Consider the following 19,655-nt stretch of genomic DNA (forward strand, 5'->3'; position numbering starts at 1 on the left):
CCGCCCATTGTTGAACAGCAACCAGTGAAGAAGGAGGTTGCCTATGCCAAAGGGTTTACCATCCAAAAAAATGATTCCTATACCGTCATTGAGGTCACTTCAGCATGGCCGGGAGCGGAAAATACGTTCAAATATGCGCTGGTGCCCAAAGAGAAACTGCCGTTTATAACTTTGCCAGCAGACGTGTATGATGCCATCGTACCCACCCCAGTGGAGAAAATCGTCATCACCTCCACCACCCACATTCCCTCTTTGGAAGCTTTGGGGGTATTGCACACCGTAGTGGGATTCCCAAGCATGGATTTTATTTCCTCTCCCGAAGCACGGAAACTGGTGGACGCAGGTATTATCAAAGAATTGGGAACCAATGAAAACATCAACACCGAAATTGTATTGGAACTCAATCCCGACATGGTTATGGGTTTTGGCATCAACGATGCGAACAAGGCCTACGGAACCATAAAACAATCCGGTATACCCGTGGTTTACAATGGTGATTGGGTGGAGCAGACCCCGTTGGGAAAAGCGGAGTGGATCAAGTTTTTTGCCCCCTTCTTTCAGAAAGAATCGGAGGCAGACCAGACCTTCTCCAAGATTGAAAAATCGTACCAGGAAGCCAAGCAAGTGGCCCAAAAGGCCAAGGAAAGCCCAACAGTACTCACTGGTGGATTGTACAAAGACGTCTGGTATGTTGCGGGAGGGAAGAGTTGGATGGCACAATTTTTAAAAGATGCCAATGCCAATTACATTTGGGCCGATACGGAACAAAAAGGAAGCATTGGCCTTAGTTTGGAAGCTGTTTTGGAGAAAGGCCAACATGCAGATTTTTGGCTCAACCCATCCATGCACATTACATATTTAGACTTGGAAAATGCCAATGCCCACCACAAACAATTTGAAGCTTTCCCACAAAGAAAAATATATTCCAACGCCATTAAAAAAGGAGCAAAAGGCGGACTGCTATTTTATGAATTGGCTCCCCAACGCCCCGATTTGGTGCTAAAGGACTTGATTTCAATATTGCATCCTGGACTTTTACCGGAGCACGAACCCGAATTTTTTATGCCACTCCAATAATATGGTTTCAACAAAATCATACCGTTTTTCCTTTTTGTTGATTTTCATCGCACTGATGCTTTCTTGGTTGTTGAATATAAGCTCTGGTTCGGTCAACATTCCATTTGATAAAACCCTATCCTTGCTTTTCGGCGGTCAAATAGAAGTAGAATCTTGGCAATATATAATCTGGAATTTTCGCATTCCCAAGGCATTTACCTCCGTTCTGGTAGGTGGCGGGCTAGCACTAAGTGGTCTGTTGATGCAAACCCTGTTCCGCAACCCCTTGGCGGGTCCATTTGTGCTGGGCATTAGCTCTGGGGCAAGTTTGGGAGCGGCATTGCTACTTATGGGCATTTCCCTTTTCTCAGGGTTCACTTCGCTTACAATTTTGGGTGATGCCTCATTGGCGATAGCGGCAAGCATTGGAAGTTTTTTGGTGTTGCTGGTGGTCATGCTGGTTGCACAACGTATCAAGGATACCATGGCCCTTTTGATTATTGGATTGATGTTCGGTAGCATAACCTCCGCAATTGTTAGCGTGTTGGCTTATTTTTCCAGCGCAGAAAACCTGCAACGGTTCATTTTTTGGTCCTTTGGAAGTGTTGGAAATCTCTCCAACCAACAAGTGCTGCTATTGTCAGCAATCGTATTTTTGGGTGTTTTGCTCAGCATCCTGTCCATAAAATCCCTGAATGCCTATCTGTTGGGGGAACATTACGCCCAAAGTTTGGGCGTTTCGTTGCGAAAATCCCGTTTAATGGTCATAATAGCCACAGGTTTATTGGCAGGAGGCATAACCGCATTTGCGGGACCCATTGCTTTTGTGGGATTGGCCGTGCCCCACCTAACCCGTCAAATATTTGATACCATGGAACATCGTATACTTATACCAGCAGTTTTCCTGTACGGTGCCATTCTGATGCTATTATGTGATACCTTGGCCCAGCTTCCGAATTCGGCCAGTGTGCTGCCAATCAATGCGATTACCTCACTGGTTGGGGCACCCGTGGTTATTTGGTTATTGGTGCGAAAACGTAAAATGATATTTTGATGACGGAATCCAAGGAACATATCATCTCGGTGGAAAAATTGTCCATTGGATACAAATCCAAAGTGGTCACAACAAGTATCGATTTTTCCCTGGAACGGGGTATACTTTGTGGCATCGTGGGCATTAATGGCATTGGAAAATCTACCTTATTGCGGACCTTGGGAAGGTTTCAGCCCAAGTTGGGAGGGACCATCATGCTAAAACAGAAAAAACTGGAAGACCATTCGCAGCCCCAACTGGCAAAGGAACTCAGTGTGGTGCTCACGGAGCAGCCTGCTTCCAAGAATCTAACCGTGCAGGAATTGATTGCCCTGGGCCGCCAGCCCTACACCAACTGGATAGGCGGTCTATCCCAAAAGGACAAGGAACACGTTCAACATAGTCTGGACGCTTTTCTACTAAATGATCTGCGAAGCAGCAAATGCCACGAACTGAGCGATGGCCAACTGCAAAGAGTACTCATTGCACGGGCCATGGCTCAAGACACCCCGTTGATACTCCTGGATGAACCGACCACCCATCTTGACCTGTACCACAAGGCCCAAATTTTAAAGATGCTGCAACAATTGGCGCACCAAAATCAAAAAACCATTGTGTTCACATCCCATGAAATTGACTTGGCCATTCAACTTTGTGACAAAATTTTGATTTTGGACGGCATGGATAATCCCTTTGGTGAGCCCTGCGATTTGATAGAACAAAGGCATTTTGAACGGTTATTTCCTTCAGATATGGTACAATTTGATACCAAAACAGGCACTTTTAAAGTGAACAAGTAAGTAGATTTTCAATTTCCGCATCGACAGGAATCCGTTATCTTTATCCGAAGAAAAAACTGCATGAGCACGGAACTGATCTACATAATTATTGGTGTTTTGGCCTTGGCCCTTGGACTTTTTGGAGGGATGTATGTTCAACGCTTGAAGACCAAATCCAAAGAGAGTGTTTGGGGTGAACGGGAACAGCAATTGAACAATTCCCTTAAATCCCTTAGCGACAGGTTGTTGCTGGTTGATGAGGAAAAAAAGCAGCTTCAAGCCGAAAAACAACAACAGAGCAACCAATTGGTTCGCTATCAAGCAGACCTGGAAAACCTGCAACGCGTCAATACGGAACAGAAAGAAGAAGTGGAAAAGCTTCAGGAAAAGTTCACAAAGGAGTTTGAAAATCTTGCGAACAAAATCCTGGAAGAGAAAAGCGAAAAGTTTACCAAGAGCAACAAGGAGAATATTGAGAACATACTCACCCCACTCAACAAAAAGATAAAGGAGTTTGAAGAGAAGGTGGAGAAATCCCAAAAGGAAAACATCAGCATCCATTCCGCCCTAAAAGAGCAATTGCACAATCTGCAAAACCAGAACATCAAGATTACCCAAGAAGCCGAAAACCTGACCAAGGCTCTAAAAGGGGATAGCAAAACACAAGGAAACTGGGGGGAATTGGTCCTGGAGCGTGTCCTTGAAAAGTCCGGACTCGAAAAAGATAGGGAGTACAGCGTGCAGCAAAGCTTTGCCCGCGAAGATGGCAGCCGAGTGATGCCCGACGTCATAATCCACCTTCCAAATGGCAAAAAGATGATTGTGGATTCCAAGGTTTCCCTAACAGATTATGAGCGGTACACGAATGCGGAAGAAGATGACAGGCCCAAGTTCCTAAAAGATCATATTTCCTCTTTAAGAAAGCATGTGGAACAACTTTCCGCCAAAAAATATGAAGATCTTTATGAGATTGAGAGCCCTGACTTTGTACTTATGTTTGTTCCAGTTGAACCTGCATTTGCCATTGCCATCAATGAAGATAATTCGTTGTACAACAAAGCTTTCGAGCAAAATATCGTCATAGTTACGCCATCTACCCTTTTGGCTACACTGCGCACCATTGATACCATGTGGAGCAATGAAAAACAACAGAAAAATGCCATTGAAATCGCAAGACAAGCGGGCGCACTGTATGATAAGTTTGAGGGATTTGTGGTAGACCTGACCAGAGTGGGCAAAAAAATGGATGAAGCCAAAACGGAATACAAAGGTGCAATGAACAAACTGGTCGAGGGACGGGGCAATATTATCAACAGCATCGAAAAACTGAAAAAAATGGGTGCCAAAGCGAAAAAATCCATCCCCGAACCCATACTGAAACGTGCCGAGGAAGATGATTACGAAGAACCCAAACTTGAGCTATAAACCATGAAGAAAATCTTGTTCATCACTATTTCGGTAATCCTGCTGGGAATAGCGGCCTATTTTACGTTCATCTACTATGTGCCCTATAGCGAAGGTTATCGGTCTGGGGAACTCATCAAGTTTAGCAGAAAGGGTGTTTTGGTGAAAACATGGGAAGGCCAGATCAGTCAAGGCATTTCGGGGACCAATATTTTTTCCTTCTCTGTGGAGGATAAGGAAGAGGACATCATTCAAAAGATGAAGGAATACCAGGGGCGCTACATAAAAGTTTCCTACAAAGAGCGCTATGCCACTTTTTTCTGGTTGGGCGACACCAAATATTTTATCACGGAGATACAACTGGAAGCATCCCCGCATTTTAGAAATTGAAATGGAAAAATTCAAGACCTCCAAAGAATCCCGGGTGTCCATCACCGAGCTCATGCTCCCCTCCCACTCCAATTTTGGGGGAAAGGTGCACGGTGGGCACATTCTCAATTTGATGGATCAAATTGCCTTCGCCTGTGCTTCCAAACACTCCCAAAGTTACTGCGTAACGGCATCGGTGAATCGGGTTGATTTTTTAAACCCCATTGATGTTGGTGAATTGGTCACCCTCAAGGCCTCTATAAACTATACGGGGGAAACCTCAATGGTGGTAGGCGTTCGGGTGGAATCGGAAAACATTACCAGTGGCGAGGTAAGGCATTGCAACTCCTCTTATTTTACCATGGTCGCCAAGGACAGGAATGGAAAGAACAAGGCCATTCCAGGGCTGATACTAAAAACCAAGCAGGATATCCGTCGCTTTGCCCGAAGCAAGGAGCGGAAACAATCCGCTTTTCAGCGGGATAGTAAATACGAGTCGCAAAACTTTAAAGTGGAAGAGTACCTTGAATTCCTGGACGGAGAAAATGTAAGACTGGACTTGGACTAATCCAGTTGTGAGGCCGCATCCTTGTCCAAAAACCAAATGAGTTTCCCCGATTTCGGATTGACCAGTGTGGCTGGATATTTTTCAGAGCCACTCTTTCGTTCAATAACCGACTTCACCTTCTCCTTTTTTGATGCCCCCGTGACCAAAAAGACCACCTCCTTCGCCTGATTGATCACCTTGCCGTTTATGGATACCCGTCTCTGTCCGGATTCAGGATGCCTGGCCACCACACAATGGTCCGCTTCATCCCAAAGGTCAATTTCATGGGGGAAAATTGAAGCGGTATGGCCATCATCGCCCATGCCTAGGATAACCAAATCGAATTGGGGAATTTCCTCTACCCTATCCAAATTGATTTCCAATAAATTGGCATAACGCATCGCCTCGGAATGCGGATCGTTTTCTCCCAAAATTCTGTGAATGTTTTCCTTGGGCACCTGAATTTTGGAAAAAAGGTGCTCCACCGTCATTTTATAGTTGCTTTGGTCATCCGTAGGTGGTACACAGCGCTCATCACCCCAATAAAAATGAATCTTGCCCCAATCTATTTTATTAGAAAAGTTTTCAGCCAACACATCAAAAACAATTTTTGGTGTGCTCCCTCCGGAAAGTGCGACATGAAAGACCCCATCTGCATTGGCCGTTTCAGCAAAATAGGCCGAAAACTGCTCGGCAACTTCCTGTTTATCCTTATAGACGTTTATTTCCATGAAACTGTAATTTTTTTAACTAAGCCCTTATTCTCGACAGTGCTCGAACCGACATGCGTTAACGATAAAAGTTCTAACAAATAACGCAGAACCCCGGGTCATCTGCCAAGTTCTCTCCCGGATTGCGCCAAAATCCATTGCCTTCAATCAGGTCATCTGCGTTTTCCGGACCCCAGACCCCTGCCGCATAGCCATACATACGGACATCCTTGCCATTTTTCCAATAATCGAGAATCGGGTCGACAAATTCCCAAGCTGCCTCTACCTCATCAGCACGGGCATATAAGGTCGCATCTCCCTGCATGGCATCCAACAACAGGCGCTCATAGGCTTCCATAACATACGTCTGAGTCAAACTGGAATAGTAAAAATCCAAGTTGGCACGCTCCACCTTGAAGCCCTGCCCAGGGACCTTTACCCCAAACTTGATCAGTATGCCTTCATCGGGCTGTATTCGGATTATCAACTTGTTGTCCTTGTTGTTCATTCCAGAATCCTTAAAAATCTGATGGTGGGGCGACTTAAAATGAACCACCACTTCGGTCACCTTGGTCGGCATCCGCTTTGCGGTCCGCACATAGAATGGAACCCCCTGCCAACGCCAATTGTTTACATAAAACTTAATGGCAGCGTAGGTTTCGGTAGTGGAATTGGCCTCCACCCCATCTTCCTCGCGATAGCCTTTTACCTTTTTTCCATTCACCTCCGAAGCTACATATTGCGCCCTTATGGTGTGCTTATACAGCGTTTCTTCATCCCTCATAACCTGCAAGGATTTCAAGGCCTTTACTTTCTCATTCCGTATTTCCTCGGGTTCATCACCAATGGGAGGTTCCATCACCACCAAAGAAACAATCTGCAATAAATGGTTTTGGAACATGTCTCTGAGCGCTCCTGATTTATCATAATAGCCACCCCTTTTTTCGACACCCACACTTTCTGCATTCGTGATTTCCACATGTTTGATGTAGTTTCTGTTCCAAAGAGGTTCAAAAATGCTATTGGAAAATCGGGTGACCAACAGGTTTTGCACGGTTTCCTTTCCCAAATAATGATCTATTCGGTATATCTGGTGCTCATTGAAATACTGGTGCAATCCCTTGTTCAGCTTTTTGGCGCTATCCAGGCTATAACCGAACGGTTTTTCCACTATTAATCGCTTCCATCCATTATTCTGTGTGCTCATGCCAGCATCGGCCAAATTGTGTGCAATGGTTTCATATAGTCTTGGGGGTGTGGATAGGTAATATATTATATTGCCCGAGGTGTTGTATTCCTCCTTCAGGGTTTCAACCCTTTTCCGAAGATTGCCATAATCGGTATCGTAATCACCTCCCAAATCCTGGTAAAACAACATATTGGCAAAACTTTCGGCCCTTCCGTTTTCAAGAGTTCCCAGTTTTTCTTTCAAATAAGGACTCTGGTGTACAACTCGGTTTCGAAAATCTTCATCGGTTAAATCGCTGCGACTGGTCCCCAAAACCACAAAATTCTCCGGAAGTTGCCCCGCCAAATACAGATTGAAGAGGCCGGGAATCAATTTCCTTGCCGTTAAATCGCCAGAAGCACCAAAAATTACCAGTATTTGATTGTCGGTCTTTTTCATATAGTTTCAAAGCTAAAAAGATGTTCTAAACCGCCACATCCTTTGTGATGATGGCATTTATATTTGAGCGTAACGAATATAACGTTTATTTTAGGTTCGAAATTCAGCACAAGGGGTTCATCGTGTTGTCTTAACATAAATGCATAAAGATGTAAAATATGCCAGGTACGTATGATTTTGGCCTTGTGGGCCTTGGGGTAATGGGCCGTAACTTTATTTTGAATGTTGCAGACAATGGTTTTACCGCTTTCGGAAACGATTTGGATGAGGAAAAAGTGAACGCACTTATTGAAGAGGGGGGCGACACCAAACGAGTGAATGCCCATACCAATGTTGAAACTTTTGTTGGTGCACTTACGACTCCCCGTAAAATCATGTTGCTGGTACCTGCCGGAAAAATTGTGGATAAGGTCATTGAAACCTTGCTACCCCATTTGGATGAAGGGGATATCATAATCGATGGTGGCAATTCATTCTACACCGATACAGACCGGCGTGAGGAATCCCTGAAAGAAAAAGGCATCAATTTTTTCGGCGCAGGTGTCTCCGGTGGTGCCGAAGGGGCCCGCAGAGGACCTAGTATAATGCCAGGGGGCTCAAGGGAAGCATATCAACATGTGAAGCCGATTTTTGAGGCGGTGGCGGCCAAGTATCAGGGTGAACCCTGTGTGGCCTATTTGGGACCGAAATCCGCTGGAAACTATGTGAAAATGGTGCACAATGGCATCGAGTACGGACTGATGCAGCTTACTTCGGAAATCTACGATTTGCTCAAAAAATCCGCAGGTCTTACCAATGAGGAGCTACATGCAACCTTTGCCAGCTGGAATGAAGGTAGACTACAATCCTTTTTGGTGGAAATCACATCAAAAATATTCAGTAGGAAAGATGATTTGGGAACAGGCCATTTGGTGGATAAAATTCTGGATAAGGCCAAACAAAAAGGGACCGGAAAATGGACCTCGCAAAACGCCATGGATCTCGGTATCCCCATACCCACCATTGATATTGCCGTAAGCATGCGCCAAATCTCGGCACTAAAGGAGGACCGTATAAAAGCTGATGCGCTATATGACCGCCCCTCACCACAGAAGGTGGATAAGGACCGTTTTGTGGAAAAAACGGAACAGGCGCTCTATTTTGCTTTCATAATCACCTATGCCCAAGGTATGCACCAATTGGCAGATGCATCCAAAGAGTATGGATATGAATTGAAACTTGGGGAAATCGCAAAGATTTGGCGTGCAGGATGCATAATCCGAGCTACCCTATTAGCTGATATCACCAAGGCGTACCAAGAGAACGACAAATTGGAAAACCTCCTGCTTTCCCCCACTTTTCATCAAAAGGTGGAACAGACAGTGGCCTCGGCAAGGGAATTGGTGGCCTATGGAGCCACAAATGGGATTCCATTGCCCGGACTTTCCAATGCACTCACCTATTTTGACTCGTACACCAGTGCCCGACTGCCCCTTAACTTAATACAGGCCCAGCGTGACTTCTTTGGTTCACATACCTATGAGCGCATGGATAGGGATGGTATTTTTCATACCGAGTGGGAAAAATAAAATAGTAGCATCCTCAAATAAAAGTTATTCAGACTGCAGGGACCCAAAAAGCTATTTTGATGCTGTGTCAAACACTTATTATGAAACAAAACATTGGAATCTGTTGCTTATTGATTTTGGGAATTCTTCTCGGATCGTGCATCGATTCAAAAAAGAATGGAAAAAGTCCAGCCCAAAGTGCTGAAAGTGGCTTTCAGCAGGTGACCGTAAACAACGAGTATGTGCTCTCCCTTCCCAAGTATATGGAGCAGGCTTCGGGACTGAACAATGAGGCATCCTTGCAATATCAAAATAATACCAAGGCAACATATACGATTGTCCTTTCAGAGTCAAAAGAAGGTCTTGAACAACTTTTGGTTCCGAAAAAAGGAGATAACACAGATGTTTCATTGATTTCCCAGTATGGTAAAATGCAACTGAGGCTGTTGAATGAGAGCATGAAAATAAAAAGAAAAAACACTCCTTCCAGCTTGAACATAAATGGAATGGATGCAGAAATGTTGGAAATTGAAGGTGCCGTTCCCGGTGTGGAAAACGATATTTTTTATCTGTTGACCATCATTGAGGGTAAATCCAAAATCTATATGGTTATGTCATGGACTTTGAGCGATAACAAACAGGTGTATTCAAATACGTTTGATCAAATTGCCAAGTCATTCGAGTTGATGAATTAAGGTTCCAGTATGCTTTTTACAGGATTGAAACCCTTACAGCGATTTAGTCTGCATTTCATCTAAATTATGATATTTTCCAGCATTTTATTTTAAGGTTCTGCCAACGCTTTCCTACATTTGTAAGTCAAAAATAACCCCCAATGACCTGCACAAAAAGTTTTCTTTCATTTCGATTTGGAACCATTCTATTTGCCCTTTCCCTTTTTGTAGCCTGTAGCCCTGAAGATGGTGCCGACGGAACCAATGGTAGAGATGGTACAGATGGTACAAATGGGGCAAACGGGCTCAATAGCCTAATAACCACCTTAATTGAACAACCGGGTGAGAACTGTTCCAACGGTGGCTATAAAATTGAGGTCGGATTGGATTCGAATGCCAATGGTCAGTTGGAGGCCTCCGAAGTGGATGCTACCGAATTTCTTTGTAATGGGGATACTACAGGGGCATCTTTTCTTTCTTATGTTTCTTTGATCAACCAAACTGGGTCCCAAGACCCCACAACCACGGTGCTCGAAAACACACTTAATCTTTCGATTGTTTGGACTCGTGAGTCACAAGGAAAGTATGTGGGATCCCTGGATCGGACCATCGATATAGGGAAGACCGTTATTTTTTATACCACGCCCACCACGCATACCGGTGTGCGGGGAGAAATTGTGGGCGCCAATGAAGTGCGCATCGAACTGCAAAATGGGATCAATGCTTTTGCAGATGATTTTAGCAATCTATCTTTTGAATTAAGAGAATACGAATAGGTCCCTGTAAATCCAATAAAGTTTTTATAGAATTATGAAAAAAGTTACCCCAATCCAAACAATTCTCCTCTTGCTTGTTGGCACTTTGTCCTTTGGACAGAATTCGTTTCCAGCTTCCGGTAATGTAGGTATTGGTACATTGACCCCTGGATATAGTCTTGAAGTTCTGGGCACCATCAATGCAACGCAGCTTTTCGTAAATGGAACTGCCATGCAAAGCTCTCCTTGGAACGTGGCTGGGGCTAGCGTTTTTTATAACACGGGAAATGTGGGAATAGGCACCAACACCCCCGGGTTCGCACTGGACGTGAACGGCACGATCAACGCCGCCGACATACTGATAAACGGAGGGGCACTGCCATCCTCACCCTGGAGCCTGGCCGGGAACAATGCCTTCTATAATCTCGGAAACGTGGGGATAGGCACCAACACCCCCGGGTTCGCACTGGACGTGAACGGCACGATCAACGCCACCGACATACTGATAAACGGAGGGGCACTGCCATCCTCACCCTGGAGCCTGGCCGGGAACAATGCCTTCTATAATCTCGGAAACGTGGGGATAGGCACCAACACCCCGGGCTTCGCACTGGACGTGAACGGCACGATCAACGCTACCGACATACTGATAAACGGAGGGGCACTGCCATCCTCACCCTGGAGCCTGGCCGGGAACAATGCTTTCTATAACGCGGGAAATGTGGGTATAGGCACCAACACCCCCGGGTTCGCACTGGACGTGAACGGCACGATCAATGCCGCCGACATACTGATAAACGGAGGGGCACTGCCATCCTCACCCTGGAGCCTGGCCGGGAACAATGCCTTCTATAGCGCGGGAAATGTGGGTATAGGCACCAACACCCCGAGCTTCGCACTGGACGTGAACGGCACGATCAATGCCACCGACATACTGATAAACGGAGGGGCACTGCCATCCTCACCCTGGAGCCTGGCCGGAAACAATGCCTTCTATAGCGCGGGAAATGTGGGTATAGGCACCAACACCCCGGGCTTCGCACTGGACGTGAACGGCACGATTAACGCCACCGACATACTGATAAATGGAGCAGCACTTCCCATATCTCCGTGGAGTGTGGCTGGCAACGATGTTTCCTATTCCACAGGCAACGTAGGGATAGGTACATCAAATACCCAAGGATACCTTTTGGCAGTGGCTGGCAATATGATTGCCGAAAGTGTAAAGGTTGAACTTCAGGGTAATTGGCCCGATTTTGTCTTCGAAAATGGGTATGACCTCCCAAGTTTGCATTTCATTGAAAACTACATTAAGACCAATGGTCATCTTCCCAATATCCCCAGTGCTAAGGAAGTGCGCGAAACCGGTATTGAACTAGGGGAAATGAATGCCAAATTGCTCCAAAAGATTGAAGAGCTCACCCTGCACACCATTCAACAGCAAAAAGAATTGGACAGTTTGAAAGCAATCAACCAAGCGCTTGCTGAGCAGAATAAATGGATAAAGGAATTATCTGAGAGGTTGGAAAAACTGGAACAGAACAAACATTAAAAAAAGGCCGCTGAAATTCAGCGGCCTTTTTCATATATATATGTTTGGTTTCATCCTACTTGCTCAAATACATCTTTCTTCTGGAGTAAAGATTATAGAACTCATCATCCTTAAGACTGTCTATAAATAGGATGCTTTCTCCGGTACTCTTCATCTCCGGCCCGAGGTTCTTGTTCACGTTCGGGAATTTATTGAATGAGAACACCGGCTGCTTTATGGCAAACCCCTCCAATTTGGGATTAAACGTGAAATCCTTGATTTTCTTTTCGCCCAACATTACCTTGGTGGCATAATTCACATAAGGCTCTCCATAGGCTTTCGCAATAAAAGGAACCGTTCTGGAGGCCCTTGGGTTGGCCTCGATGATGTATACCATGTCATCTTTAATGGCAAATTGTATGTTTATCAACCCCACGGTGTTCAATGCCAATGCAATCTTTCGGGTGTGGTCCTTGATCTGTTGCATTACAAATTCCCCCAAATTGAACGGTGGCAAAGTGGCGTTGGAATCCCCTGAATGGATGCCACAAGGTTCTATATGTTCCATTATCCCGATGATGTATACCTCCTCACCATCACAAATCGCATCCGCCTCGGCCTCTATGGCCCCATCCAGGTAATGGTCAAGAAGCAGCTTGTTATTCGGTATTTTACGGAGTAAATCCACTACATGCGCCTCCAATTCCTCTTTGTTTATGACAATTTTCATGCCCTGGCCTCCCAAAACGTATGAAGGTCTTACCAAAAGAGGGAAATTTAGTTCATCGGCAAGGGCCAAGGCTTCGTCAGCGGTTTCTGCAACCCCAAATCTTGGATATGGAATGCCATTATCTTTCAACAAGGTGGAAAAACTTCCCCGGTCCTCGGCCAAATCCAAAGACTTGAAGCTTGTACCTATGATGTTTATGCCATATTTATCCAATTTCTCAGCTAACTTCAAGGCAGTTTGCCCGCCCAACTGCACAATCACACCTTCAGGCTTTTCATGTCGGATAATATCGTAGATATGTTCCCAGAAAACGGGTTCAAAATAAAGCTTGTCCGCCGTATCAAAATCCGTGGAAACCGTTTCAGGGTTACAGTTGATCATGATGGTCTCGTAGCCACATTCAGCAGCGGCCAACACCCCGTGTACACAGCAATAGTCAAACTCAATACCTTGCCCAATTCTATTGGGTCCCGATCCAAGTACCACTATTTTCTTTTTATCGGTGACGATGCTGTCGTTGGCTACAAATCGTTGCCCGTCGGGCGTTTCTATTTCTTCCTCAAAGGTGGAGTAGTAATAGGGAGTAACCGCCTTGAACTCGGCAGCGCAGGTATCCACCAGCTTGTAAACCCGATTTATACCAAGATCTACCCGTTTGGCATGAACCTCGCTCTCCCAACAATCCAACATGTGGGCTATTTGGCGATCGGCAAAACCTTTTTGTTTGGCTTCCAGCAAAAGGGATTTTGACAAACTTTCAATGGTGTGCTTTGAAATTTCCTGTTCCAAATAATGCAATTCCTCATACTGCTTAAGGAACCACATATCAATTTTGGTGATGTCATTGATGGTCTTTAGCGGAATTCCGAGCTGTATCGCATCATAAATGACGAATACCCTATCCCAACTGGGCACCTTCAATTTTTGGATAATGGTATCATAATCCTTGTACCCTTTGCCATCGGCACCAAGGCCATTGCGCTTGATCTCAAGCGACTGGGTGGCCTTGTGCAAGGCTTCCTGAAAAGATCGTCCGATACCCATTACCTCGCCCACGGACTTCATCTGCAGTCCAAGGGTTCTATCGGAACCTTCAAATTTGTCAAAGTTCCAACGTGGAATTTTTACTATGACATAATCCAAAGTGGGTTCAAAAAGTGCCGAAGTTGATTTTGTAATCTGATTTTCCAGTTCGTCCAACGTGTAGCCAATCGCTAGCTTGGCGGCTATTTTGGCTATAGGATATCCCGTTGCTTTGGAGGCCAGTGCCGAGGAACGCGAGACCCTTGGATTGATCTCAATCGCGATTATATCCTCTTTCTCATCGGGACTTACGGCAAATTGCACATTACATCCTCCCGCAAAATCCCCTATGCTGCGCATCATGTGGATGGCCATATCCCGCATACGTTGAAACGTACGATCCGAAAGTGTCATGGCAGGCGCCACCGTAATGGAATCTCCCGTATGGATGCCCATGGGATCCATATTCTCGATGGTACAGATAATGACCACGTTATCGTTCTTATCGCGAAGAAGTTCCAGTTCATATTCCTTCCAGCCCATCATCGCCTTATCGATCATCACTTCGTGGATTGGCGACACCTCCAGTCCGTGACTTAGCAAGCGATCAAAATCCTTGGGATCATAGACTATGGAGGCTCCTGCCCCACCCAAGGTAAATGAGGCCCGGATTACCAGTGGAAAACCAAATTCCTGGGCAATTTCTTTTCCTTTTAGAAAAGAGGTGGCGGTGGCCTGGGGCGCCATGCCCACGCCAATCTTTGTCATCAGCTCCCTAAACTTTTCCCTATCCTCGGTAATGTTTATGGCATCAATATCCACCCCGATGATCTCCACACCAAAATCTTCCCAAATACCTTTGTCGTCCGCTTCAATGCATAGGTTCAATGCGGTCTGGCCTCCCATGGTCGGGAGCACGGCATCAACGTTGGGGTGTTTCTTTAAAATCTCTATGATCGATTTGGTGGTCAATGGTTTCAGGTAGATATGGTCCGCCATTACCGGGTCGGTCATGATCGTGGCTGGATTGCTATTGATCAGGATGGTTTCAATCCCATCTTCTTTTAAGGACCGAAGTGCTTGGGATCCGGAATAATCAAACTCACATGCCTGGCCAATGACAATGGGACCAGAACCAATAATCAAAATGGATTTTAAATCTTCTCTTCTAGGCATTCTACTGGGTTACTCGTGGTTAAAAATTTAAAAATAGGTCAAAAAAAAGGTGCTAATCTTGATAAAGTAGCACCTTTAATTAAAAGTTATTGACAGTCATTATTTTTTGTGTCTTGGCTCAGAGGATACAGTTAGTTTTTTTCTTCCCTTGGCTCTTCTTCTGGCCAGAACTTTTCTTCCATTGGCAGTCGCCATGCGTTCCCTAAAACCATGTTTGTTTCTTCTCTTCCTCTTTGAAGGCTGATACGTTCTTTTCATTTCCCGAACTTTTTACTGGATTTTTGCTTTGACGGAAGGTTTTTACTTCCCGAAAAATTCTGGGCGCAAATATACAAAGAGTTTTTACTTTGGCAAACGCCCTCCAATTTTTTTTAATTTAGTTTTTAGTACTTTTGCCTCTTCTTAATCCTAGCTAAAATTACCTGTAGAACCATGTTCAACAAAAATATAAAACTCGTTATCGCCGCATTGATCATTGGATATGCCATTTATCAGTTCGTGGAGGGATTTATTGGCAACGGCATTGCACTTATCCTGCTTTCCCTGGTCTTTATTTTCCTTTATTTTAGAAATGAGTTTATCCTATTGGCCTTTCTCCGCATGCGAAAACAGGATATGGAGGGCACCCAAAAGTGGTTGGGCAAGATCAAGAACCCTGATTCGGCCTTGACTAAAAAACAACAAGGGTACTTCAACTATCTACATGGGATCATTTATTCCCAGAAAAACCTGACCCAGGCGGAAAAGTATTTTAAAAAGGCGCTGAAGTTTGGGCTCACCATGGATTATGACGTGGCTATGGCCAAATTGAGCTTGGCCGGCATCGCCATGCAAAAAAGAAGGAAGCGCGAGGCCACCCAGTTACTCCAGGAAGCTAAAAAGTTGGACAAGAACAACATGCTTGGCGAACAAATCAAGATGATGCAGCAGCAGATGAAGAAAATTTAGCGCCTATTTTGCACTTCTGTAATACCCTTTATTGGGTATTTCCACCACATATTTTTTGCCCGTGGAGTTGTTTAGATGGGGTTCCCTTAACCAGGGATTATGCCTTTTCAAAACCTTGTAACTGATTTCGTATTCTTGCGCAAAATCTGCCCAACTGGCCACAGCGGTATCCACTTCCACCGAGAATGAGGGCACGGCTTCGTAGAGATCATCCTTTTCCAGTTTAAAGCCATACTTTTCTGGATTTGAAATGATTTCCTTAATAGCCATGATACGGAATACATAGCGCCCGGTCTCCTCACCCAGCAATAGATCATAATAGTTGTCAGCCTTTTGGATTCCCATGTACTTGCGGATTCCCGAAGGTCCGGCATTGTAGGCCGCAGCGGTCAAGGTCCAGGTACCAAAGCGTTCTTTCCACTTTTTAAGGTAATCGCAGGCCACTTGCGTGGCTTTTTCCACATGATAGCGCTCGTCCACATTATCATTGACTTCCAAACCATATTCTTTTCCGGTGGCTTTCATGATCTGCCAAATTCCGGTGGCTCCTGCCGGAGAAACGGCATTCGTCAACCCGCTTTCGGCCATGGCGAGATATTTAAAATCATCGGGGATGCCATTTTTGGCTAAAATCGGTTCGATAATGGGAAAATACTTGTTGGCCCTCTTCATAAGCAACAGGGCGTTGGACTGCCAATAGGTGTTCACTAAAAACTCACGGTCTACGCGTTCCAAAACTTCCGGGTCATCAATGGGAACCAGCTCTCCTGCGAAATTGAGGTCTTCAGGAATTTCTATGGCACTGACTTGGTAGCCCTCGGCCACATTTTTATCATTGGTTTCCTCGGCCTGTGGTTCCACTTTTTCAACAGCATCCGATTGTACGGCAAAAATCAGGGAACTGAGCACAGCTACCAATCCAATGGCAGCCAATATATTTTTTAGGGATTTCATATCAATCTTTATTCTTTTACTATCAAAGATACTAATATAGAACTTCCCTATTCCAAAATAATTGCCGGCAGTCGCTCATTGAACCATTTGGCCCGATGAATGATCATGGTATGTGTGCCATTTTTAACGGTAATGCATTCCTTGATGTTTCCGATGGGAAATACAGCGTCTTTTTCGCCATGAATGTGCACCAAGTTTGTGGGAGGCTCATCTTGTTTCCAGTTTACAATTTGGTCCAACGACCAATCGATGTACCGTTTATCGCGAACGGACAGATATTTTTCATACAGTTCCAACCGCTTGGTCACGGTTTCGCCAAAGGCATATTTGGCCAAAAGTTCCACATTGGTCACCAGTCCTGTGGGCAACAATTTGTGGGCCTTGGTGTATTTGGCAAAGATCATGCGTTTGGGCAGCTCGCTATGGTTTTTAACGGAGGAAACGATAATGGTCCTGGAAGGTTGGCAAAATTTGGCCATTTCCTGTACCAAAAGCCCCCCAAAAGAAACTCCCAACAATACCGGATTGCTATGATGGATCTTTTTGCACATTTTTTCGGCGTAGGCACTCAGGGACATGCCCTTATCGGGAACGAACCAATGCAATTTATGGGTTACGAATTGGTCTTGGGGCAGTGCTATGCCATCAAAAATGGAAGGATTGGCTGCCATTCCCGGCATCAAATAGATATGCTTTTTATTGTCGGGCATTTCTCGCCAAATATCGAATAAAACTAGGAAATTAGTCATTTTTTGACTACTTTTGTATCCCTTTTGCAAATAGCCCCGCAAAAAAATAACATAACATCATAAAGGGCGCCGACCTGGATTCACTGTGTTGGTATTGTGACCGAATCAATTTAAAATAAAACTATATGACAGAAATGGAAATCAATGACAATAGTTTCTTGCGCCAATTCGAAACAAAAGTAGATGGGCATTTAGCAAAAATTGAGTACTCTTCCCAAGAACGAAAGGTATTTTTGACCAAACTGGTAATTCCCGAAGAAATTGAACAAGAAGGCTTTAAAGAAACTTTTATCAAAGCCGTTCTGCACCACATCCAAGAACAGAACCTGAGGGTAGTGCCTACGAGCCCACATATTGCAGGTTTTTTGAGAAAGAACAGACAGTATAAGGAAATGTTGCCCGTGGGCATCCGCATTTGATAGTGTGGCCCTTAAGATTACCAACCTCCTTTTAGGAGGTTTTTTTATGCCAAGACTTTATCGGAAACAAATTCAAAGCGCACCAATCCGTCCTCATCAATTTCCGTGAGTTCCACCTGATGCAGGGTGTTCACCAAAGCTGGATCCCAGGGTGCTTTTACCTTTACATAGTTCTCGGTAAATCCATGAATATAGCCCGATTTGTTCTCGCCCTCGAACAAAACGGTTCGCACACTGCCCAACTGACCTTCGTAAAACGCCCTTCTTTTCTTTGCTGAAAGGCCTCGAAGCATTTTGCTGCGCTTTCTGCGGACATTTTGAGGCACCACATCTTCCATTTCCGCGGCCAGGGTATTGTCACGCTCCGAGTAGGTGAACACGTGGAGGTAAGAGATGTCCAAGGCATTCAAAAAGTGATAGGTTTCCAAAAAATGCTCGTCCGTTTCCCCGGGAAAGCCCACGATCACATCCACCCCGATACAGGCATGGGGCATGGTCTCCTTGATCTGTTTAACCCGGTCCACATAAAGATTGGTGAGATAGCGACGGCGCATTTTTTTCAAAATGGCATCGCTTCCGCTTTGTAATGGGATATGGAAATGCGGCACAAAACTATTGCTCTTGGCCACAAAATGGATGGTCTCGTTTTTCAACAAATTGGGTTCTATGGATGAAATTCGCAACCTGTGGATGCCCTCCACCTCGTCCAACGCCTTTACCAAATCCAAAAAGGTGTGCCCATGCTTTTTGTTGCCAAACTCCCCTTTCCCATAATCCCCGATGTTCACCCCGGTCAATACAATCTCCTTAATGTCCTGCGCAGCGATTTCCCGGGCATTCTGCAGCACATTTTCCAAACTATCACTACGTGATATGCCCCGGGCCAAGGGTATGGTGCAATAGGTGCACTTGTAGTCGCAGCCGTCCTGCACTTTTAAAAAAGCACGGGTGCGGTCGCCAATGGCATAGCTGCCCACATAAAAATCAGCTTCCTCTATTTCGCAGGAATGCACTTCACCGTGGTCATTTTTGGAAAGGTCGTTGAGGTAATCGGTAATTTTGAACTTTTCAGTGGCGCCAAGTACCAAATCCACACCGTCCACGGCAGCAAGTTCCTCGGGTTTTAATTGGGCATAGCAGCCCACTGCGGCCACAAAGGCATTGGGATTGCGCTGCTGGGCCTGCTTTACGATGGTCTTGAACCGTTTGTCCGCATTTTCGGTGACGGAGCAGGTATTGATGACGTAAATGTCCGCCTTTTCGGAAAAGTCCACCCGCTCAAAATCCTCCTTTTCAAAACTCCGTGCAATGGTAGAGGTTTCGGAAAAGTTGAGTTTGCATCCCAATGTATAAAAAGCGACCTTTCTGTTCATGCGTAAGCTTGTAAAAGGTTTGCAAAGATAGTAATTTGATTGAAGTGCATTTTTTGAAAACACCTAGCTCAAAAGATAAGTTTTGGAAATCAGCCATATAAGAAATTGCTGACCAAATTAATAATCTTTACAAGCAATATTTTATCAAAAAAACATATTATTGTTGAAGATAATTAAGTCGCAGATCTTACAATCGTTTTGGTTTTGTTCTGCGGTTTTCGAAAAACCTCCTCATGAGAATTACAATATTG

The 19,655-nt window shown here is 44.9% G+C and carries 19 protein-coding genes; 12 read left to right on the plus strand and 7 right to left on the minus strand.

Annotated features, from left to right (window positions below; translation table 11 throughout):
• Positions 1-24: 24 nt before the first annotated feature.
• The 6 genes from K7G75_RS11890 to K7G75_RS11915 are packed head-to-tail and all read left to right on the plus strand — an operon-like array spanning position 25 to position 5,209.
• Positions 25-1,077, plus strand: coding sequence for an ABC transporter substrate-binding protein (locus K7G75_RS11890; RefSeq protein ID WP_313777833.1), 1,053 nt, complete (start codon positions 25-27; stop codon positions 1,075-1,077).
• Between the two features lies 1 nt (position 1,078).
• The gene (locus K7G75_RS11895; RefSeq protein ID WP_222984465.1) at positions 1,079-2,110 is read left to right on the plus strand and encodes an iron ABC transporter permease; all 1,032 of its coding nucleotides are present in this window, start codon (positions 1,079-1,081) and stop codon (positions 2,108-2,110) included.
• Positions 2,110-2,889: an ABC transporter ATP-binding protein gene (locus K7G75_RS11900; protein ID WP_222984466.1), complete on the plus strand. Its 780-nt coding sequence runs from the start codon at positions 2,110-2,112 to the stop codon at positions 2,887-2,889. The genes K7G75_RS11895 and K7G75_RS11900 overlap by 1 nt, the downstream gene beginning before the upstream one ends.
• A 60-nt stretch (positions 2,890-2,949) precedes the next feature.
• On the plus strand, positions 2,950-4,293 hold the full coding sequence (locus K7G75_RS11905; RefSeq protein WP_222984467.1) for a DNA recombination protein RmuC: 1,344 nt from the start codon (positions 2,950-2,952) through the stop codon (positions 4,291-4,293).
• A 3-nt stretch (positions 4,294-4,296) separates the two neighbouring features.
• Complete coding sequence (locus K7G75_RS11910; protein WP_222984468.1) at positions 4,297-4,662, plus strand: 6-phosphogluconate dehydrogenase; 366 nt, start codon at positions 4,297-4,299, stop codon at positions 4,660-4,662.
• A 1-nt stretch (position 4,663) separates the two neighbouring features.
• Positions 4,664-5,209, plus strand: a complete 546-nt coding sequence (locus K7G75_RS11915) for an acyl-CoA thioesterase (RefSeq protein ID WP_222984469.1) — start codon at positions 4,664-4,666, stop codon at positions 5,207-5,209.
• Here the strand turns inward: K7G75_RS11915 and pgl are convergent.
• Together pgl and zwf are read right to left on the minus strand one after the other, a co-directional pair.
• Complete coding sequence (pgl, locus tag K7G75_RS11920) at positions 5,206-5,919, minus strand: 6-phosphogluconolactonase (protein WP_222984470.1); 714 nt, start codon at positions 5,917-5,919, stop codon at positions 5,206-5,208. The two genes, K7G75_RS11915 and pgl, sit on opposite strands and share 4 nt — an antisense overlap.
• Before the next feature lie 73 nt (positions 5,920-5,992).
• Positions 5,993-7,525 (minus strand): glucose-6-phosphate dehydrogenase, encoded by a 1,533-nt coding sequence (gene zwf / locus K7G75_RS11925; protein ID WP_222984471.1) that lies wholly within the window; start codon positions 7,523-7,525, stop codon positions 5,993-5,995.
• Between the two features lie 158 nt (positions 7,526-7,683).
• On the opposite strand from zwf, the gene gndA reads away from it, so the two are divergent.
• The 4 genes from gndA to K7G75_RS11945 all read left to right on the plus strand — a co-directional run bounded on the left by gndA (position 7,684) and on the right by K7G75_RS11945 (position 12,053).
• Positions 7,684-9,093, plus strand: coding sequence for an NADP-dependent phosphogluconate dehydrogenase (gene gndA, locus K7G75_RS11930; protein ID WP_222984472.1), 1,410 nt, complete (start codon positions 7,684-7,686; stop codon positions 9,091-9,093).
• A gap of 80 nt (positions 9,094-9,173) precedes the next feature.
• Positions 9,174-9,767: a hypothetical protein gene (locus K7G75_RS11935; RefSeq protein WP_222984473.1), complete on the plus strand. Its 594-nt coding sequence runs from the start codon at positions 9,174-9,176 to the stop codon at positions 9,765-9,767.
• Between the two features lie 140 nt (positions 9,768-9,907).
• Entirely contained in the window at positions 9,908-10,522 is a 615-nt protein-coding gene (locus tag K7G75_RS11940; protein WP_222984474.1) for a DUF7151 family protein, read from the plus strand.
• 34 nt (positions 10,523-10,556) lie between these two features.
• Complete coding sequence (locus tag K7G75_RS11945; RefSeq protein WP_222984475.1) at positions 10,557-12,053, plus strand: hypothetical protein; 1,497 nt, start codon at positions 10,557-10,559, stop codon at positions 12,051-12,053.
• Between the two features lie 55 nt (positions 12,054-12,108).
• On the opposite strand, the gene carB is transcribed toward K7G75_RS11945, so the two are convergent.
• On the minus strand, positions 12,109-14,961 hold the full coding sequence (gene carB / locus K7G75_RS11950; protein ID WP_222984476.1) for a carbamoyl-phosphate synthase large subunit: 2,853 nt from the start codon (positions 14,959-14,961) through the stop codon (positions 12,109-12,111).
• Positions 14,962-15,060: 99 nt separating this feature from the next.
• Positions 15,061-15,219 (minus strand): 50S ribosomal protein L34, encoded by a 159-nt coding sequence (rpmH, locus tag K7G75_RS11955; RefSeq protein WP_082433296.1) that lies wholly within the window; start codon positions 15,217-15,219, stop codon positions 15,061-15,063.
• Positions 15,220-15,393: 174 nt separating this feature from the next.
• On the opposite strand from rpmH, the gene K7G75_RS11960 reads away from it, so the two are divergent.
• Positions 15,394-15,909, plus strand: coding sequence for a DUF2892 domain-containing protein (locus tag K7G75_RS11960; RefSeq protein WP_222984477.1), 516 nt, complete (start codon positions 15,394-15,396; stop codon positions 15,907-15,909).
• A gap of 3 nt (positions 15,910-15,912) precedes the next feature.
• Here the strand turns inward: K7G75_RS11960 and K7G75_RS11965 are convergent, their stop codons facing one another.
• Positions 15,913-16,863, minus strand: a complete 951-nt coding sequence (locus K7G75_RS11965; protein WP_222984478.1) for a lytic transglycosylase domain-containing protein — start codon at positions 16,861-16,863, stop codon at positions 15,913-15,915.
• Between the two features lie 47 nt (positions 16,864-16,910).
• Positions 16,911-17,573, minus strand: a complete 663-nt coding sequence (locus K7G75_RS11970; protein WP_222985023.1) for an alpha/beta hydrolase — start codon at positions 17,571-17,573, stop codon at positions 16,911-16,913.
• Between the two features lie 164 nt (positions 17,574-17,737).
• Between K7G75_RS11970 and K7G75_RS11975 the strand changes: the two genes are divergently transcribed.
• Positions 17,738-18,031: a GNAT family N-acetyltransferase gene (locus K7G75_RS11975; RefSeq protein ID WP_222984479.1), complete on the plus strand. Its 294-nt coding sequence runs from the start codon at positions 17,738-17,740 to the stop codon at positions 18,029-18,031.
• Between the two features lie 44 nt (positions 18,032-18,075).
• Here the strand turns inward: K7G75_RS11975 and mtaB are convergent, their stop codons facing one another.
• On the minus strand, positions 18,076-19,404 hold the full coding sequence (gene mtaB / locus K7G75_RS11980) for a tRNA (N(6)-L-threonylcarbamoyladenosine(37)-C(2))-methylthiotransferase MtaB (RefSeq protein ID WP_222984480.1): 1,329 nt from the start codon (positions 19,402-19,404) through the stop codon (positions 18,076-18,078).
• Between the last annotated feature and the right edge of the window lie 251 nt (positions 19,405-19,655).

This window comes from Flagellimonas meishanensis (genome assembly GCF_019880545.1).
Lineage (GTDB): Bacteria > Bacteroidota > Bacteroidia > Flavobacteriales > Flavobacteriaceae > Flagellimonas > Flagellimonas meishanensis.